We start from the raw sequence: 16,658 nt of genomic DNA on the forward strand, positions 1-16,658 counted from the left end.
CGCCTAACCCTTGGGCTCGCGCCGCCCCAGCCAACGATCAACGCCCAGCAGCACCAGGGAAATCAGGACAAAACCCAGCAGGATCCCCAGGGCGTTGATAAACACCTGGGGATAACCGAGCTTGTCCACGTTGATGAACGGATAAGGGTAAAGCCCCAGCAAATCGCCGCGCAGCAACAGGTAAGCGAAATACAGCAGCGGGTAGATCGTCCACAGCCCGACATGCCCCAGGCGCAAGCTGCCTTTGGGCACACACCCCAGCCAATACAGCAGAAACAGCAGCGGCATCACGTCGTGCAGCAACTCATCGGCCAGCCACTGCCAGCCCTGGGGATGCCATAAGTGGCGCAGCAACAGGCTGTAGGCCAACCCCACCAGCAGCATGCTCGCGGCTATCGCGGTGCCGACCCAGGGCCGCAGTAAAAACTGCTGGCCCCTGGATATCCGCAGGTTCAGGGCGCAGGTCAGCACGCTGGCTGCCAGGGTATTGCTGAGCACGGTGAAAAAACTGAAAAAATTCACCAGCCCACCCAGCAGGCTGGCTTCGGCGTTCCAGCGCGACAGCAGGATCAGGTACAGCTGAATCGTCAGCCCCAGCCAGCCGAGCACGGCAGCGCCGGCCATCAGGCTGCGCCGGTAGCGCGAGAGGCAAAGCGCTGCGGCAAGCATTACGCGGTCCTTAAAGCGGGCGTTTGGTGCGCTGCAGCTTCACGTACAGCTGCTCGACTTTCTCCCGGGCCCACGGGGTTTTACGCAGGAACGTCAGGCTCGACTTGATACTCGGGTCGCTTTTGAAGCAACGGATATCGATGCGCTCGGCCAGCCCCGACCATTCGTAGTGCTGCACCAGCGCCTTGAGGATCTGTTCCAGGGTCACGCCATGCAGCGGGTCGGTAGTGGTGACGGTCATGCCAGGCCTTTGAGCGAAGGGAAAAGGAAGCCGCGCACCTTAGCCGAGGCCATGCGCCCGCGCCAGAGCGCTGACCTAACTGTAGCCGCTGCCGAAGGCTGCGCTGGCCAGCACCGATGCCGTGGGCGTAACAGTTGAACGCAGACTAGGCCTTACAGAAAGCGCGAGGGGGATTTTCCAGGCAGCAGTAAAAGTTCCTGGCTTTTCGAAATAAAAGAGATGTTATATTGTATCAAATCATAATAACTCACCCGCACTCAGGACACCCCCGTGTCCAGCCTGTTTTCTGTCTCGAAGCGCTCTGCGCAACGCTTGCCAAGGAATGACCGATGTCTCTCTCAGCCCCCCGCCCTTCTCGCTCTCTGCTGTGGCGCCTGTCGCCGTTGTCCGCCGCCTTGCTGATCGCCTCCCAAGCCCACGCCGTGGAATTGCCGCCGCAAGTGATCACCGCCAACCCGCTGGGCAGCGCGCAATTGGCTGCGCCAAGCACCGTACTGGAAGGTGATCAACTGACCCTGGAACAAAAAGGCAGTCTCGGCGAAACCCTGAACAAACAACCCGGCGTGTCGTCGTCGTACTTCGGCCCCGGCGCCAGTCGCCCGATCATTCGCGGCCTGGACGGCGATCGCATTCGGGTCCTGCGCAATGGCGTCGGCGCCCTGGATGCCTCGTCGCTGTCTTATGACCACGCCGTGCCCCTGGACCCGGTCAACGTCGAACGCATCGAAATCGTCCGTGGCCCGGCGGCCCTGCTCTACGGCGGCAGCGCGATTGGTGGGGTGGTCAACAGCTTCGACAATCGAATCCCCACCGCCGCCATCGAGGGCATCCACGGCGCCGGTGAATTGCGCTATGGCGGCGCTGACACCACCCGCAGCAGCGCCGGCAAGCTGGAAGCCGGCGACGGTACCTTCGCCCTGCACCTGGACGCCAACTCCCGGCAGTTCAATGACCTGAAAATCCCCGGCGACGCCCGCAGCCGCCATGCGCCCCCCAGCGAAGACGGCGACGCCAAGAACGGCCGCCTGGGCAACAGCGACGGGCGCCAGGACGGCGGAGCCATCGGCGGTTCCTACACCTGGGACGACGGTTATGCCGGCCTGTCCTACAGCAACTACGACTCCAACTACGGCTCCCCGGCCGAAGAAGACGTACGCATCCGCATGAAGCAGGATCACTACGCCTTCGCCTCCGAGTTGCGCAACCTGCAAGGCCCGTTCAGCTCGGTGAAACTCGACGCCGGGTACACCGACTACGAACACCGCGAGATCGAAGGTGGCGAAACCGGCACCACCTTCAAGAACAAAGGCTATGAAGCCCGGGTTGAAGCGCGGCACCTGCCCCTCGGCCCACTCAATGGCGTGATCGGGGCACAAGTCAGCCGCAGCGAATTTTCCGCCCTGGGTGAGGAAGCCTTCGTACCCCAGACCGATACCAACAGCGGCGCGCTGTTTATCCTCGAAGAGATGCAAGCCAGCGAACGCCTCAAGCTCAGCCTCGGCGGGCGCCTGGAGCACACCACGGTCGACCCGGACGGCAAAGGCAACGAGCGCTTCGCCAACGCCAACCGTTCCAGCAGCTTTACCGCCGGCAGCCTGTCATCCGGCGCGGTCTATACCCTGACGCCAATCTGGTCCCTGGCCGCCACCCTGGGCTACACCGAGCGCGCCCCGACGTTCTACGAGCTGTACGCCAATGGCGCCCATGTGGCCACCGGCACCTATGAAGTCGGCGACGCCAAACTGTCCAAGGAAAAAGCCGTGTCCAGCGACCTGGCCCTGCGTTTTGACAACGGCACCCACAAGGGCAGCTTCGGGGTGTTCTACAGCCACTTCTCCAATTACATCGGCTTGCTCGGCAGCGGTCGCACCCTGAATGACGAGGGCGAGGAAGACGCCGACGGCATCCCGGAATACACCTATTCCGGTGTGCGGGCACGTTTCGTCGGGTTCGAAGCCCAGGATCGCTGGCAGCTTGGTGAAAGTGCCTACGGTAAGTTCGCCCTGGACCTGTCAGGCGACTACACCCGAGCCACCAACCTCGACAACGGCCAGGCGCTGCCACGGATCGCCCCCCTGCGTTTGAACAGCGGCCTGTTGTGGGAACTGGATCGCTGGCAAGCACGTCTGGATGTAGAGCACGCCGCCGGCCAGGGTCGCGTCCCGGACAACGAAAGCGGCACCGATGGCTACACCACCTTCGGCGCCAGCGCCGGGTATCGCTTCGATATCGGCAGCAGCCAGTGGCTGGCCTTTGTCAAAGGCGAGAACCTGACCAACCAGACCGTGCGCTACGCCAGTTCTATCCTGCGCGACATCGCGCCGGCGGCCGGGCGCAGCGTGGAAGTGGGCTTGCGGACCACCTTCTGAACCTGAGGCAGCAGGGCTCACTGGCGACGCCTGCCTGATGGATCGCGGTGGCTGCATAGGCGGCCACTGCATGCCGGACGCGAGCACGCTCCCCCGTCACAGGGGAGCGGTGGCTCAGTAGTAACGGCGGGGATCGGTCTCGATCAGGCTCGCCAACTGGGTCAAGGCAAAGCGCAATTCACCCTGGGTGGTGGGCGACATCAGCACCACCCGCACACAGCGGGAGTTGCCCCCGCGCTCGGCCTCGAACTGGCTGCCACTCAATACCAGCACGCCATTGGCCCGGGCCAGGTGGGTGAACTCGTCCGCGCTCCAGGGCTCGGGCAGGGTCAGCCAGATGTGGTAGCAGTGAGGCTGGGTCTTGAGTTCAAACCCTGCAAACACCTCCCGGGCAATGGCCTGGCGGGCCGCCGCTTCAGTGCGCTGGGTCTGCACCAGCTTGCGGTCCAGACCTTCGCTGATCACATTGCTCGCCAGCTGCGCGGTCAACGGCGACGGCATCCACACGCTGCTGCGCACCATGGAGGTCAGGCGGGACAGCAGTTTCGGCGGGCTGTACAGGTAACCGACCCGCAGGGCCGGCATGATCGCCTTGGACAGGCTGGTCAGGTACACCGAACGTTCGGGGGCAAAGCTGGACAAGGGTTTGATCGACGGGTCGGTGGCCAGAAAGCCATAGATGTCATCGTCCAGGATGATGAAGTCGAACTCCTCGGCCAGTGCCGCGATCTGCGCCCGACGCTGCTCGGACATGATGGCCGCCGTAGGGTTCTGGCAGGTCGCGACGCACACCAGCATCGCCGGTTTTTCCCGCAGGCAGAGTTCACGCAAAGCCTCGGGGATGATCCCCTCTTCATCCATTGCCACCCCGCGCAGGCGTCGCTCCAGGCCATGGGCCAGGGAGATGATGCCCGGATAGCACAGGGCCTCGCAGAGCACCAGGTCTCCGGCGTTGGTCAGCGCGCTCATGGCCACCATCAAGCCGTGCTGGGCACCGGCGGTGATCACCACCTGCTGCCATTGGGCTTCGGGCAGCGCATGGCGCAACCACTGCGCACCGGCCTCGCGATGGGCCGGGTGGCCGCCGTCCGGCGCGTAATCCAGGGCCCGGCCGAAGTCGGTGCTTTGGGCCATGCCCACCAGGGCGCCGCGCAGCCAATACTCCAGGGTCTCGCTATAAGGCTTGATGATCGACAGGTCGAGCAGTTCAGGCTGGCCCAGGGCCAGGGTCGGCGCCTCATGGCTGAGGGGCAGGGACAGGGGCAGAGCCAGGGCTGGCTGGGCCTGGACGTAAGTGCCGCGCCCCACTTCCCCCTGCACCAGCCCACGCCGCTGGGCCTCGCTGTAGGCGCGGCTGATGGTGCCCGGCGTGACATTCAATGTGGCGGCCAGGTCGCGCAGGGTCGGCAACCGCTCGCCGTCGCTCAACAGGCCGCTGTTGATATCACGCGCCAGGGCATCGGCGATCGACAGGTAGACCGGCTGGTTGAATTCGCTTAACTGGGGAACCCACATGGATGATCACGACCACTGGCAGCATTGGATAGCGGCGGAGGATATCACAGCGATACGTCAGGGCATCCAATCGACTCAATTTGTTTTAAATTTCTATAACCCTCAAAACAAAATCCGGTCACGCGACTTATAAATAAATTTCAATAAAACATTTAACCTTTTAAATACAGTCACTTAGTCAATAAATCACCCATCACAAACCAAGCCTGCAATGAGAAACAATTGAATCGATTCAATTGTTTGAAATACACTCGCCACCGATCGAATCAATCGGCCGACGCCGCCCCCTTCGCATGCAATGCGCTGCCCACCCAGCGCCCAGTCGAGACGCCATGAGCACACTCAGAAAGGACGTATCACTCTCCGCGATCATTGCCGGCCTCATTGCCGTGATCATTTCCTATGCCGGCCCCTTGATCATCGTGTTCCAGGCCGCCAGCCAGGCCCATCTGCCCAGCGAGCAGGTGTCGTCCTGGATCTGGGCCATCTCCATCGGCAGCGGCATCACCGGGCTGCTGCTCAGCTGGCGCCTGAAGGTGCCGGTGATCACCGCCTGGTCGACCCCTGGCGCTGCGTTGCTGGTATCGATGCTGCCCACGGTGTCGCTGCCCGAGGCCATAGGCGCCTATATCGTCGCGTCCCTGATCATCGCCGTGGTCGGGTTCTCCGGGGCTTTCGACAAACTGATGAGCCGCCTGCCCAAGGCCATTGCCGCTGCGATGCTGGCGGGGATTCTGTTTCGCTTCGGCGCCGAATTGTTCACCTCGATCAAGCTGCAGCCGGCCCTGGTCCTGTCGATGATCGCCGCGTACCTCTTGTGCAAGCGCCTGTCGCCGCGCTACGCGATTCTCTCGGTGCTGATCGTGGGCTGCGCGGTGGCCGCCGGCCTGGGCGAACTCAACAGCAGCTCGATCACCATTGCCGTGGCCCAGCCGATCTTCACCGCGCCCCAGTGGAGCTGGCACGCGATTATCAACATCGGCCTGCCCCTGGCACTGGTGACCCTCACCGGGCAATACGTGCCGGGCATGGCGGTGATGCGCACCGCCGGCTACACCACCCCGGCGCGCTCGATAATCTCGTTCACCGCCATCGGCTCGCTGCTGCTGGCGCCGTTCGGTTCCCACGGGATCAACCTCGCGGCCATCACCGCCGCCATCTGCACCGGCCGCGAAGCCCATGAAGATCGGGACAAACGCTACATCGCCGGGATCGCCTGCGGGGTGTTCTACATCCTGATGGGGATTTTCGGCGCGACCCTGGCCTCGGTGTTCTCGGCCCTGCCCAAGGAGTTGATCGCCTCCCTGGCCGGCCTGGCCTTGTTCGGTGCCATCAGCGCCGGGCTGACCGGGGCCATGGCCGATGAAAAACAACGGGAAGCGGCGTTGATCACGTTTCTGGTCACCGCCTCGGGCATGAGTTTCCTGGGCTTGGCGGCGGCGTTCTGGGGCCTGATTTTCGGCCTGGTGGCGCACTTTGTACTGAGCTATACCCGTGAGCGCAAAACCCTCGAGGCCGGCCAGGCCAGCCGTTCGTAACCCGCCGTGCCAGGCGCCAGGGCCAGCAGGCCCCGGCGCACTGTTACCGAATCCGAAATGATCCATGTCAAATAAAGCGCTTTCTCTCTTCAGGACGGCGCTTTATCCTTCCTGCCTCAAAGCTGAACCGTTTCATCTTCCTATTTAAAATCAGCAGCATGGGGCGTTCGATCCCGCGTGACCGACCCGGCATCGCCGCTGCTTTATCTGCCCATTCCTAAAAAAAGACCACGCCCGAATTTTATGCCTGACGTTCATCACTCCAAAGACAGCGCTGTCCGAACCCCCCTGGCCGGCACCAAAGCCATCACCCTGCTCGGCGCCCTGGGCCTGGCCACCTGCGTCCAGGCAGCGCCGGCCTTCGACAGCGAATCACCGTGGATGCTGGGCGACTGGAACGGCAGCCGCAGCGACCTGTCCCGACAAGGCTATGACTTCAAGATCGATTACGTCGGCGAAATGGGCTCCAACCTGCATGGCGGCTACGACCACGATCGCACCGCACGCTACAGCGATCAGTTCGCCTTCGGCAGCCACCTGGACCTGCAGAAGATCCTCGGCTGGGACGACGCCGAGTTCCAATTGACGGTGACCAAGCGCGACGGTGACAACATCAGCAACGACCGGATCAACGATCCCCGCGTCGGCGGCTTCACTTCCGCCCAGGAAGTCTGGGGCCGTGGCCAGACCTGGCGCCTGACGCAGATGTGGTACCAACAGAAATTCTTCGACCAGAAACTCGATATCAAGGCCGGCCGCTTCGGCGAGGGCGAAGACTTCAACAGCTTCCCCTGCGACTTCCAGAACCTGGCGTTCTGCGGCTCCCAGGTCGGCAACTGGGTCGGTGGCATCTGGTACAACTGGCCGGTCAGCCAGTGGGCGCTGCGGGTCAAATATCACCTGACGCCCGAGCTCTATGCCCAGGTCGGCGCCTATGAACAGAACCCGTCCAACCTGGACCGCGGCAACGGTTTCAAGCTCAGCGGCAGCGGCACCCAGGGCGCCGTCCTGCCGGTCGAACTGGTGTGGACGCCCACGCTTGATGGCCTGGCCGGGGAATACCGCGCCGGCTACTACTACAGCAGCGCCAAGGCCAGCGACGTCTATAAAGACAGCCACGGCCAGCCCGCCGCCCTGAGTGGCGAGGCCTATCGCAGCAGTTCAAGCAAACACGGCCTGTGGCTGGGCGCGCAGCAGCAACTGACGAGCCGCGCCAGTGACCACTCCCGGGGCCTGAGCGTGTTCGCCAACGCGACGATGCACGACAAGAAGACCAACGCCATCGACAACTACGTCCAGGCCGGCCTGGTCTACAAGGGCCTGTTCGATGCACGGGCGCGGGACGACATCGGCTTTGCCCTGGCGCGAGTCCACGTCAACCCGGCGTACCACAAGAACGCCGAGGCCAGCAATCAGGCCCACGCCGTCTACGATTACGACAACCCCGGCTACCTGCCGCCCCAGGACACCGAATACAGCGCCGAACTCTACTACGGCGTGCACCTCACCAATTGGCTGACCGTGCGCCCCAACCTGCAGTACATCCGCCATCCCGGCGGCGTCAGCCAGGTCGACGATGCGCTGATCGGCGGGATCAAGATCCAGAGCTCGTTCTGAGGCCCGGCCAGCGGCGCACTGCGCTTAAAACTGCTTTTCCACGATTTTCACCTGAACCAAGCCCGCGCCTGATCGTCATCTACAGTGAACATGCGCGGGAAAACTCTTAACGTCACGGAGAACCACACTATGAGCACTGAGGGTGCTTCAAGTCCTAGCCGCCTGCTGCCGAGCCTGCTCGGTATCCTGCTGCTGCTAATGGGCCTGGCCATGCTGGCCGGGGGGATCAAGCTGAGCATGCTCGGCGGCTCGCTGTACTACCTGCTGGCCGGTATCGGCCTGATCATCACCGGCGGCCTGCTGCTGGCGGGGCGTCGCGCCGCGCTGGGCCTGTACGGGCTGGTGCTGTTGGCCAGCAGCGTCTGGGCGCTGTGGGAAGTCGGCCTGGACTGGTGGCAACTGGTGCCGCGCCTGTCGTTGTTCTTTGTCCTCGGCGTGGTCCTGCTGTTGCCGTGGTTCCGCCGTCCGTTGCTGCGCCATGGCGCAGCTCCGCTGGGCACCGCGCTGTTGAGCGTGGCCGTGGTCGTGGCCGGTGGCGCTGCCCTAGGCAGCCAGTTCACCCAGCCGGGTGAAATCGCCGGCGACCTGGGTCGCGACAGCACCGAAGTGGCCAATGCCGCGCCCGCCATCCCCGATGGCGACTGGCAGGCTTACGGTCGCACCGAATTCGGCGATCGCTACTCGCCACTGAAACAGATCACCCCGGGCAACGCCGGCAAGCTGCAGGAAGCCTGGCGCATCCGCACCGGCGACATGCCAACTGCCAAGGACCCGGTGGAAATCACCAACCAGAACACCCCGCTGAAGGTCAACGGCATGCTCTATGCCTGCACCGCCCACAGCAAGGTGCTGGCGCTGGACCCGGACACCGGCAAGGAAATCTGGCGTTTCGACCCGCAGATCCAGGGCCCCAACGGCGATGATTTCCGTGGCTGGGCGCACATGACCTGCCGCGGCGTGTCGTACTACGACGAAGCCAATTTCAATCAACCTGGTGCCATCAGCACCCCGGCCACCCTGTCCCCAGCCGGCCAGGCGATTGCCACCAGTTGCCCGCGTCGTCTGTTCCTGCCGACCGCCGATGCGCGCCTGATCGCGCTGAACGCCGACACCGGCAAGGTCTGCGAAGACTTCGGCAACAAAGGCGTGGTCGACCTCAAGGCCGGTATCGGTCCGTTCACCCCGGGCGGCTACTACTCGACATCGCCGACCGCCATCACCCGTAACCTGGTGATTATTGGCGGCCACGTGACGGACAACGAGTCGACCAACGAGCCTTCTGGCGTGATTCGCGCCTTCGACGTGCATGACGGCCACCTGGTGTGGAACTGGGACGCCGGCAACCCCGACGAAACCACCCCGCTGCCTGACGGCAAGACCTACACCCGCAACTCGCCGAACATGTGGTCCCTGGCCAGCGTCGACGAGAAACTGGGCCTGATCTACCTGCCGCTGGGCAACCAGATGCCTGACCAGTGGGGCGGCGACCGCACCCCGGGCGCCGAGAAATTCAGCGCCGGCACCGTGGCCCTGGACATCGACACCGGCAAGCTGCGCTGGAACTACCAGTTCACCCACCATGACCTGTGGGACATGGACGTGGGCAGCCAGCCGACCCTGGTCGACATGAAAACCGCCGAAGGCGTCAAACCGGCGCTGATCCAGCCGACCAAGCAAGGCAGCCTGTATGTGCTGGACCGTCGCGATGGCACGCCAATTGTGCCGATCCGCGAAGTGCCGGCCCCGACTGGCGCTGTCGAGGGCGACCACACCGCACCGACCCAGGCCCGTTCGGACCTGAACCTGCTGCCACCGCCACTGGATGAAAAAGCCATGTGGGGGGCGACGCCGTTCGACCAGATGCTGTGCCGTATCCAGTTCAAGGAACTGCGCTACGAAGGTCAGTACACCCCGCCTTCGGTGCAGGGCAGCCTGATCTACCCGGGTAACGTCGGCGTGTTCAACTGGGGCAGTGTGTCGGTGGACCCGGTCCGCCAACTGCTGTTCACCAGCCCGAACTACATGGCGTTCGTCTCCAAGTTGGTGCCGCGGGCCGAAGTGGCTGCCGGCAGCAAGCGCGAAAGCGAAACCTCGGGCGTGCAACCCAACACGGGCGCACCGTACGCGGTGATCATGCATCCGTTCATGTCACCCTTCGGCGTACCGTGCCAGGCCCCGGCCTGGGGCTACGTGGCCGGGATTGACCTGACCACCGCCAAAGTGGTGTGGAAACACAAGAACGGCACCACCCGCGACAGCTCGCCGATCCCGATCGGCCTGCCAATGGGCGTGCCGAGCATGGGCGGTTCGATGGTGACGGCCGGCGGCGTCGGCTTCCTCAGCGGCACCCTGGACCAGTACATCCGCGCCTATGACGTGAAAAACGGCAAGGAACTGTGGAAATCGCGCCTGCCAGCGGGCGGCCAGGCCACGCCGATGAGTTACACCGGCAAGGATGGCAAGCAGTACGTGCTGGTAGTCGTGGGCGGCCACGGCTCCTTGGGTACCAAAATGGGCGACTACATCATTGCCTACAAACTGCCGGAATAAGCTTTACCGGCAGGCATGAAAAAGGCGGCTACCTTCGGGTAGCCGCCTTTTTTTGTGCGCCGAGCGCCTCCCCATTTGACCGACCAACACCTGTAGCCGCTGCCGCCAGGCTGCGCTGGCCCGCGGGCGCCGTGGAGTGTCAGGTAGATCACGGTGTGTGTCTGAGGGCCAGCGCCCGAATGCGGCCCGAGCCTGGCGGCAGCGGCTACAGGGGCCGGATGGAAAATTCCTACAAAACGCGTCCACTTCCATCACCTTGTCCGGCCGAGCCCCGGACTCTATGGTTTGGCCTGTCGCTGCAAACTCAGTGACAGGGTGTGGAAGCCCTTATATCGTTAGGCGCGCAAAGCTGCGTGAGTCAGGCGTTTTTTCGTCTGCACTTTATGGCGGCTGTGCGTGGGGCACTCTTGAGTGCGCCGGGTGCCTAACGTCCCGGTCTTCCACACCTGCGTACAGCCGCCACCTGATTACGTGGAAGTGATTTCTGGCGACTCCGACTTATACGTTAGGAACAGACCAATGAAAAAGCTCACTACTGATCCACCCGTTACTCTCGGCGAGACTTCCCCCCGTCGCTACATGCCCCTCACCAGCAACGACTGCACCATCCCCGCCTTGCTGGCTGACACCGAGGCCCCGTTGGATGTGCTGCATGAAGCCGCCACCCATCGCATTCGCGCGGCCACCCAGTTGCTGGAGAACATCGCCAGCATCGACGACCTGCATAACCACCCGGCCCTGCTCCAGGATTTCGCCCAACTCTGCGTCATTCCCCTGCGCGATGGCTGTGACCTGCTGGACGTGCTCGGCCGCCGCCTGCAGCACCAGTTGCTGACCTGAACCCCGGCCCGGCTGCATCCAGCCGGGCCCATCAGGCGCTCTGCCTCCCCCCGCAGGCGCCGTAATTGCAAAGCGACACTAGCCCATTTGTGCTAATCGACCTTCCCCTGCCTCGGCGCTAGAGTGCCGACCACTCGCCCCGTTCTCTTCAACACCGCCGTCCAGCGGTAAGGGGAGCGGCTGCGCCGTAGAAAACACAACAAAACAGCAAGGAAGAATCATCATGAAGCTCCACTCCAGCGTCCGCCCCCTCGTCCTGTTCAGCGCCCTGGCATTCGCCCTGGGCGGTTGCGCCATTGCCAAGCCGAGCAATGACGACCTCAAGAACCGCGCCCAGACCACCATCGGCAAGCCCGTCTCCACGGTCTCGAACGTGCGGAGCGACGCCTCCCAGACCTACTTCACCGCCAACACCAGCAACGGCGGATACGAGTGCGTATTGCCCAGCGGCGGCATGGTCGCCTTCGCCACCATGGGCGGCGCAGTCGCGCTCCCGGCCCAGTGCACCAAGCAGTAAACCGCTAGCCCCTGGCCAATCAGGTTCGCCGCGACGGGCTGCCCCGGTGTAGCAGCAGGGCAGCGTCGGGCGAGCACCGCCCCTTCTTGAAAAGGTCCTGAGTTGATGAAACCCCGTCTCTTCATGGTGACAGGCCTGGCCCTGCTCGCCTGTACCCTGACTGCCTGCGCGCCGCGCCAAGGGCGAACCCTGGACGAATACCCGCCAGTCAAGACTCCCACCGTGCAGTACCCCGACGAGCCCTTCGACACCCAGGCCGCGCGCGCCGCCCTGCAACCCGGCACCGCAACGCTCACCGGCAAGTTCTGCATCGTCGGCAACGACGGCATCGAGGACAGTCGCGACGTCAAGATCTATCTCTACCCGGTCACCCCGCACTTGCAGGCCTGGCATAAGTTGCGCTCATCCCAGCCAGAAGGCGCGCCGGTGAGCATGCTTCCCGAGGCCGTGGCCGTACACCGGATAACCCGAACCAACGGCAACGGCATCTTCCAGTTCACGGGTCTGCAAGCGGGCCGCTACTTCGTCCAGGGCCAGGACATGGTGTACGGCACCAGCCGCTGGAACGAGTACGTGGGCACCGGCCAGAGCAACACCAACTACGGGCCGGTGACCACCCACTACTACACCGAGCGCAGTTCGACCTCTTCGTCCTCGGGCATGCTGGATGAATTCGTCGAACTGGCCAGCGGCGAGAACAAGAAGCTGACCATGACCAACTATCCCCTGCTTATTCCGTGCCGGACCTGGTAACCGCCTCTGGCGCCGCAACCCTGTGGGCAGACGCCAGCGGCGTCTCGCGCAGGGCGCGCAAGGTCGCCCGCAGCTCCACCGGGTGTACCGGTTTGGACAGGATGGCGATGTTGCGATCATGCAGCGCCGCCTGGATTTTCTCGATGTCATGCCCGGTGATGATCAACGCCGGCACGGCCCAGCCCCGCTGCTCGCGGATGCTGTCGATGCACTCGATGCCCGAGGCACGGGTGCCCAGGTCATAGTCGGCGACGATGATGTCGCAGTCGGTCAGCAGGTCTTCTGCCGCCGTTTCCGCCTGGACCACACAACCCCAGCGCTCCAGCAATGCCGAGGTGGCCAGCAGCACGTTGCGGTCATCTTCCACCAGGCACACCCGCAGCCCGGTCAGCAAACCACTTTGCAACGCATCATCGCGGCTGCGCAGCCGCTGCGGCGCGGCGGCCTGCAAGCCGTGCAGGCTGACTGCGGTACCACGATCGAGGCGCGACTTCAGCGTCACCTCCAGCCCGACCAACTGCCCCAGGCGCTTGACGATGGACAGGCCCAGGCCCACCCCTTCGACGTCCTTGTCCCGCAGCTGCCGGACCCGGTAGAACTCGTCGAAAATCTTCGGTAAATGCTCCTCGGCGATCCCCCGGCCCTGGTCGTAGATGACGATGGCCAGGCCGTCGCCGTGGCGACGCACGCCGATCAACACCGGGCGCTCCGCCGCGTACTTGAAGCAATTGGACAGGACGTTCTGGACCATGGTGGCGAGCAGCCCCGGGTCGGCCCGGACCCACTGGGCACAGGGACGCAGGCGCAGTTCCACCCCGGCCCAGCGCGCGGCCTCGGCGTTCTGGCGTACCAGGTCACCGAGGAACTGCCCCAGGTGCACGGTTTCGTATTTGGGCAGGATCCGGCCGTTGTCCAGGGTGTAGAGGTCGAGAATCGAGCGGAACAACTGCGACACATTCAGCAGCGAGCGATCGATGTTATCCACCAGGCGCCGCTCATCGACCCCCAGGTTGGCTTCGCGCAAGCAGGCGGTGAACAGGCCGATGGAGTGAATCGGCTGGCGCAGGTCATGGCTGGCCTGGGCCAGGAAGCGGGACTTTTCCAGGTTGGCGGCAATCGCCTCTTCCGACGCCAGGCGGGTGCGTTTGAGCAGGATATGGGCGTACACCGGAATCACCGTACTGGTGATCATCAGCATCAGCACCATATAGGGCTGGGCCTGCCAGAACGGGGTCAGCAGGAACACCATAAACAGCGCGAACAGCGCCAGGACGGTGGCGATGGCCAGGTAGCGCGAGCCGAAGCGCATGCCATTGCCCAGGTTGACCCAGACCATCACCGCATAGATCGGCAGCGCCCCCTCCCCGCCCACCACCAGGCCGTAAGAGGTGCCAGTGTAGTCGTAGACCATGCCCAGGATGCGCCGTGCCGGGTAGTGCCCGGGCCAGCGGGCAATGGCCATGCGCAGGGCAATCGAGCCGAGCATGAACAAGAAGATGTAAATGATCACCGGCACATAGGTCTCGACGTTCTGCCCCGGCAGAAAACCGATCAGCCCGACATAAACCAGGGCACAACCGGCGACGATAATGCGCAAAGTGGCTTGATCGAGTTCGCTGTCTTTTTCAACTTTCATGCACTCACCTCCTTGTGTAATCCGCGCTGTCGTGGTCTTTTCCTGTCCCTGCCGAACTCGACAAGCGGACAGGTACAACGCCGGGACGCCAAGGTAGCATGCCCCCAGGATTGGGTGACTCAAGGAGCTTCAACACATGACATGCCGGATTATCGTAGCCGACGACCACCCGTTGTTTCGCGAAGGCATGCTGCGCACCATCCAGCGTCTGCTGCCCGAAGCGGTGCTCGAAGAGGCCGGCGACCTGGCCTCGGTACTGGCCCTGGCCAAAAGCGGCGCGGAGCTGGACTCACTGATTCTCGACCTGCGCTTTCCCGGGCTGCGGTCGGTGAGCATGATTGCCCAATTGCGCCAGCAACTGCCACGGACCTCGATCATCGTGGTGTCGATGGTCGATAACCAGGACCTGATCGGCGAAGTCATGGCCTGCGGCGCAGACGGTTTTATCGGCAAGAGCATCAGCCCCGAGGAAATCGGCCAGGCGATCCTGGCCATTCGCGAGGGCGAAGTGGTGGTCAAGTACGCCCCGTCAGGCCTGCTGCTGCCGCTGGAAGCCAGCGACGAGTTGAGCCAGTTGACCACCCGCCAGCAGGAAGTGCTGCGCCTGATCGCCCAGGGCCAGACCAACAAAGAGATCGCCCGCGAACTCGATATTTCGCCCTTCACCGTGCGCATTCACGTGTCCTCCCTGCTGCACACCCTGAAGGTGTCCTCGCGCGCGGCGGCAGCGGCAAAATTTGCCGAAGCCTGGCAAGGGGCCGACAGCTCCCCGGCAGAACCGGCGCCCTTGAGTACCCGCCCGATCGAGCCCGCGCCAACGCCCAAGCCGCTCCCGACGCAAGCATTTGCCCAGCTGGAACACTGGCTGGGCGACTCACCCAGCGCCCCCTGGAATGAGTACATCACCGAGCAGGTGGCCAAAGGCGTGCTGCACGGCTTCTCGCCCGCGCAATGGCAGCAACTGGCCGATGTGCTGCCGGGCAAACCCGAGTATTGGCAACAACGCTGCGCCGTAAGCCTCGGGGAAAACCGCTCGGCACCGGCCATCGCCCTGCTCAAGAGCCTGTTGCAGGACTCGCCCTACCTCGATGTGCAGGTCACGGCCATCCATGAACTGGACTGGTCAGAAGCCCCTATCGAAGCGTGCTACGCGCCGCTGATCGAAGCCGTCATTCAAAGGCTGGCCGATGAGCAGATTGAACCCGAATTGAACAACCTGCTGGCCAAGGCCGCTGCGCTGTGAGCCTGCCACAGAGAGACGCGTTGATCCTGAAGTTGCAGCACTGCATCGGTGACTCCGAGGCGTCCAACTGGACCGAATACAGCACCCAGCGGGTGGCCAAGACCGTGCTGTGCGACTTCACCGCGGTGCAATGGCAACGGCTCGAGCAGATGCTGCTGCAGCAGGCGCAATACTGGCAACAGCGCTGCGTGGTGTGCCTGGGCGAAGACCGCTCGGCAGCGGCCATTGCCCTGCTCAAACGCCTGTTGCTGGAGTCGCCCTACCTCGACGTCCGAATCCTCGCGATCTACGAACTCGACTGGTGCGAAACCCCCATGGACAACCGCTATCGGGCGAGCATCGAGCAGGTCATCGCCAGCCTGCCCCCGGCCGAGGTCGAGCCCGAGCTGACCAGGCTGCTGGCCAAAACCGAGGCCGGCGTCCCATGAGCGCCGCCCACACCCAACAAGTGCCCTCCATCGACCAACTGACCCAGGCCCAGCACAGCACGCTGGACAACTGCCTGCTCGATCACCTGCTCTGTGCCTCGAGGCTGGAGGGCGCCACCTGCCTGCACCTGTTGCTCGACGACTTGCTGATCCCCACCAGCGGCGGCACCGAGATGTCCAGCCTGACCATCGACTGCGACGTCGACCCGGACAACATTGCCCCGCATCAGCTGGGCGTGCCTGGAATCACCTTCGAGTTCATGGATGAGCAGGTCACCCTGCCCACCGTGCACGCCATCCGCTACCTCTGCCATTGGTGCGAGACCCAGGTCGAGGAAGACCGGCAGAATATTCTGGCAAAGTGCCAGGCACTCAAGAATCACTACCAGGCCTGAGCCGCCTGCCTCACCCTTTGCAAAGGAAGCCAACAGTGTTCGACCTGAGCCTGCTCACGGGAAATATCCGCTTCGACGACTTGTCGTCCCTGTCCGACCAGCCACTGGCCCGCCAACTCGACGCGCTGAAGGAGGACTTGCTGCAAGTCGAGTACGGCGAGCACTGGCTGCTGGACGTGGGCTGGTACCCCGAATTCGCTGAGCACGGCGCCTTTCGGGTAGCGGTGATCAAGGATCAGGACTGGCAGCAACCGCTGTCGAGCGAACAGGCCCACAGCCTTGGACAACTGCGCGACTGCCTGGCCCGTGCCCAGGGCATGCTGCACGCGCTGCACCATCGCCCATGA

14 protein-coding genes and 1 pseudogene are annotated in these 16,658 nt (G+C 63.6%); 11 read left to right on the top strand and 4 right to left on the bottom strand.

What is annotated here, in order from left to right:
- Positions 1-3 precede the first annotated feature (3 nt).
- Together MF4836_RS21585 and MF4836_RS21590 are read right to left on the bottom strand one after the other, a co-directional pair.
- Positions 4-669, bottom strand: a complete 666-nt coding sequence (locus MF4836_RS21585) for a Pr6Pr family membrane protein (RefSeq protein ID WP_078471962.1) — start codon at positions 667-669, stop codon at positions 4-6.
- Positions 670-679: 10 nt separating this feature from the next.
- On the bottom strand, positions 680-910 hold the full coding sequence (locus tag MF4836_RS21590; RefSeq protein WP_020298531.1) for a VF530 family DNA-binding protein: 231 nt from the start codon (positions 908-910) through the stop codon (positions 680-682).
- Between the two features lie 329 nt (positions 911-1,239).
- Between MF4836_RS21590 and MF4836_RS21595 the strand changes: the two genes are divergently transcribed.
- The gene (locus tag MF4836_RS21595) at positions 1,240-3,279 is read left to right on the top strand and encodes a TonB-dependent receptor (RefSeq protein ID WP_078471963.1); all 2,040 of its coding nucleotides are present in this window, start codon (positions 1,240-1,242) and stop codon (positions 3,277-3,279) included.
- A gap of 114 nt (positions 3,280-3,393) precedes the next feature.
- On the opposite strand, the gene MF4836_RS21600 is transcribed toward MF4836_RS21595, so the two are convergent.
- Positions 3,394-4,794, bottom strand: coding sequence for an aminotransferase-like domain-containing protein (locus MF4836_RS21600; RefSeq protein ID WP_078471964.1), 1,401 nt, complete (start codon positions 4,792-4,794; stop codon positions 3,394-3,396).
- A 332-nt stretch (positions 4,795-5,126) separates the two neighbouring features.
- On the opposite strand from MF4836_RS21600, the gene MF4836_RS21605 reads away from it, so the two are divergent.
- The 6 genes from MF4836_RS21605 (at position 5,127) to MF4836_RS21630 (ending at position 12,609) form a co-directional block, all read left to right on the top strand.
- Complete coding sequence (locus MF4836_RS21605) at positions 5,127-6,332, top strand: benzoate/H(+) symporter BenE family transporter (RefSeq protein WP_078471965.1); 1,206 nt, start codon at positions 5,127-5,129, stop codon at positions 6,330-6,332.
- Between the two features lie 243 nt (positions 6,333-6,575).
- On the top strand, positions 6,576-7,949 hold the full coding sequence (locus tag MF4836_RS21610; protein ID WP_078471966.1) for a carbohydrate porin: 1,374 nt from the start codon (positions 6,576-6,578) through the stop codon (positions 7,947-7,949).
- Between the two features lie 129 nt (positions 7,950-8,078).
- On the top strand, positions 8,079-10,499 hold the full coding sequence (locus tag MF4836_RS21615; protein ID WP_078471967.1) for a glucose/quinate/shikimate family membrane-bound PQQ-dependent dehydrogenase: 2,421 nt from the start codon (positions 8,079-8,081) through the stop codon (positions 10,497-10,499).
- Between the two features lie 519 nt (positions 10,500-11,018).
- A complete protein-coding gene (locus tag MF4836_RS21620; RefSeq protein WP_078471968.1) occupies positions 11,019-11,339 on the top strand; it encodes a hypothetical protein in 321 nt (106 codons plus the stop codon).
- 223 nt (positions 11,340-11,562) lie between these two features.
- Positions 11,563-11,856, top strand: a complete 294-nt coding sequence (locus MF4836_RS21625; RefSeq protein ID WP_078471969.1) for a hypothetical protein — start codon at positions 11,563-11,565, stop codon at positions 11,854-11,856.
- A gap of 105 nt (positions 11,857-11,961) precedes the next feature.
- Positions 11,962-12,609, top strand: a complete 648-nt coding sequence (locus tag MF4836_RS21630; protein ID WP_078471970.1) for a hypothetical protein — start codon at positions 11,962-11,964, stop codon at positions 12,607-12,609.
- On the opposite strand, the gene MF4836_RS21635 is transcribed toward MF4836_RS21630, so the two are convergent.
- The gene (locus tag MF4836_RS21635; RefSeq protein WP_078471971.1) at positions 12,587-14,245 is read right to left on the bottom strand and encodes an ATP-binding response regulator; all 1,659 of its coding nucleotides are present in this window, start codon (positions 14,243-14,245) and stop codon (positions 12,587-12,589) included. The genes MF4836_RS21630 and MF4836_RS21635 overlap by 23 nt on opposite strands.
- A gap of 136 nt (positions 14,246-14,381) precedes the next feature.
- Between MF4836_RS21635 and MF4836_RS21640 the strand changes: the two are divergent.
- From MF4836_RS21640 to MF4836_RS21655, 4 genes and pseudogenes are all read left to right on the top strand, one after another.
- A pseudogene (locus MF4836_RS21640) lies at positions 14,382-14,987 on the top strand (LuxR C-terminal-related transcriptional regulator); the annotation flags it as partial.
- Positions 14,988-15,484: 497 nt separating this feature from the next.
- The gene (locus tag MF4836_RS21645; RefSeq protein WP_078471972.1) at positions 15,485-15,916 is read left to right on the top strand and encodes a hypothetical protein; all 432 of its coding nucleotides are present in this window, start codon (positions 15,485-15,487) and stop codon (positions 15,914-15,916) included.
- Positions 15,913-16,311: a hypothetical protein gene (locus MF4836_RS21650; RefSeq protein ID WP_078471973.1), complete on the top strand. Its 399-nt coding sequence runs from the start codon at positions 15,913-15,915 to the stop codon at positions 16,309-16,311. The genes MF4836_RS21645 and MF4836_RS21650 overlap by 4 nt, the downstream gene beginning before the upstream one ends.
- A gap of 35 nt (positions 16,312-16,346) precedes the next feature.
- Positions 16,347-16,658, top strand: coding sequence for a hypothetical protein (locus tag MF4836_RS21655; RefSeq protein WP_078471974.1), 312 nt, complete (start codon positions 16,347-16,349; stop codon positions 16,656-16,658).

The sequence above is a fragment of the Pseudomonas sp. MF4836 genome (assembly GCF_002018875.1).
GTDB lineage: Bacteria > Pseudomonadota > Gammaproteobacteria > Pseudomonadales > Pseudomonadaceae > Aquipseudomonas.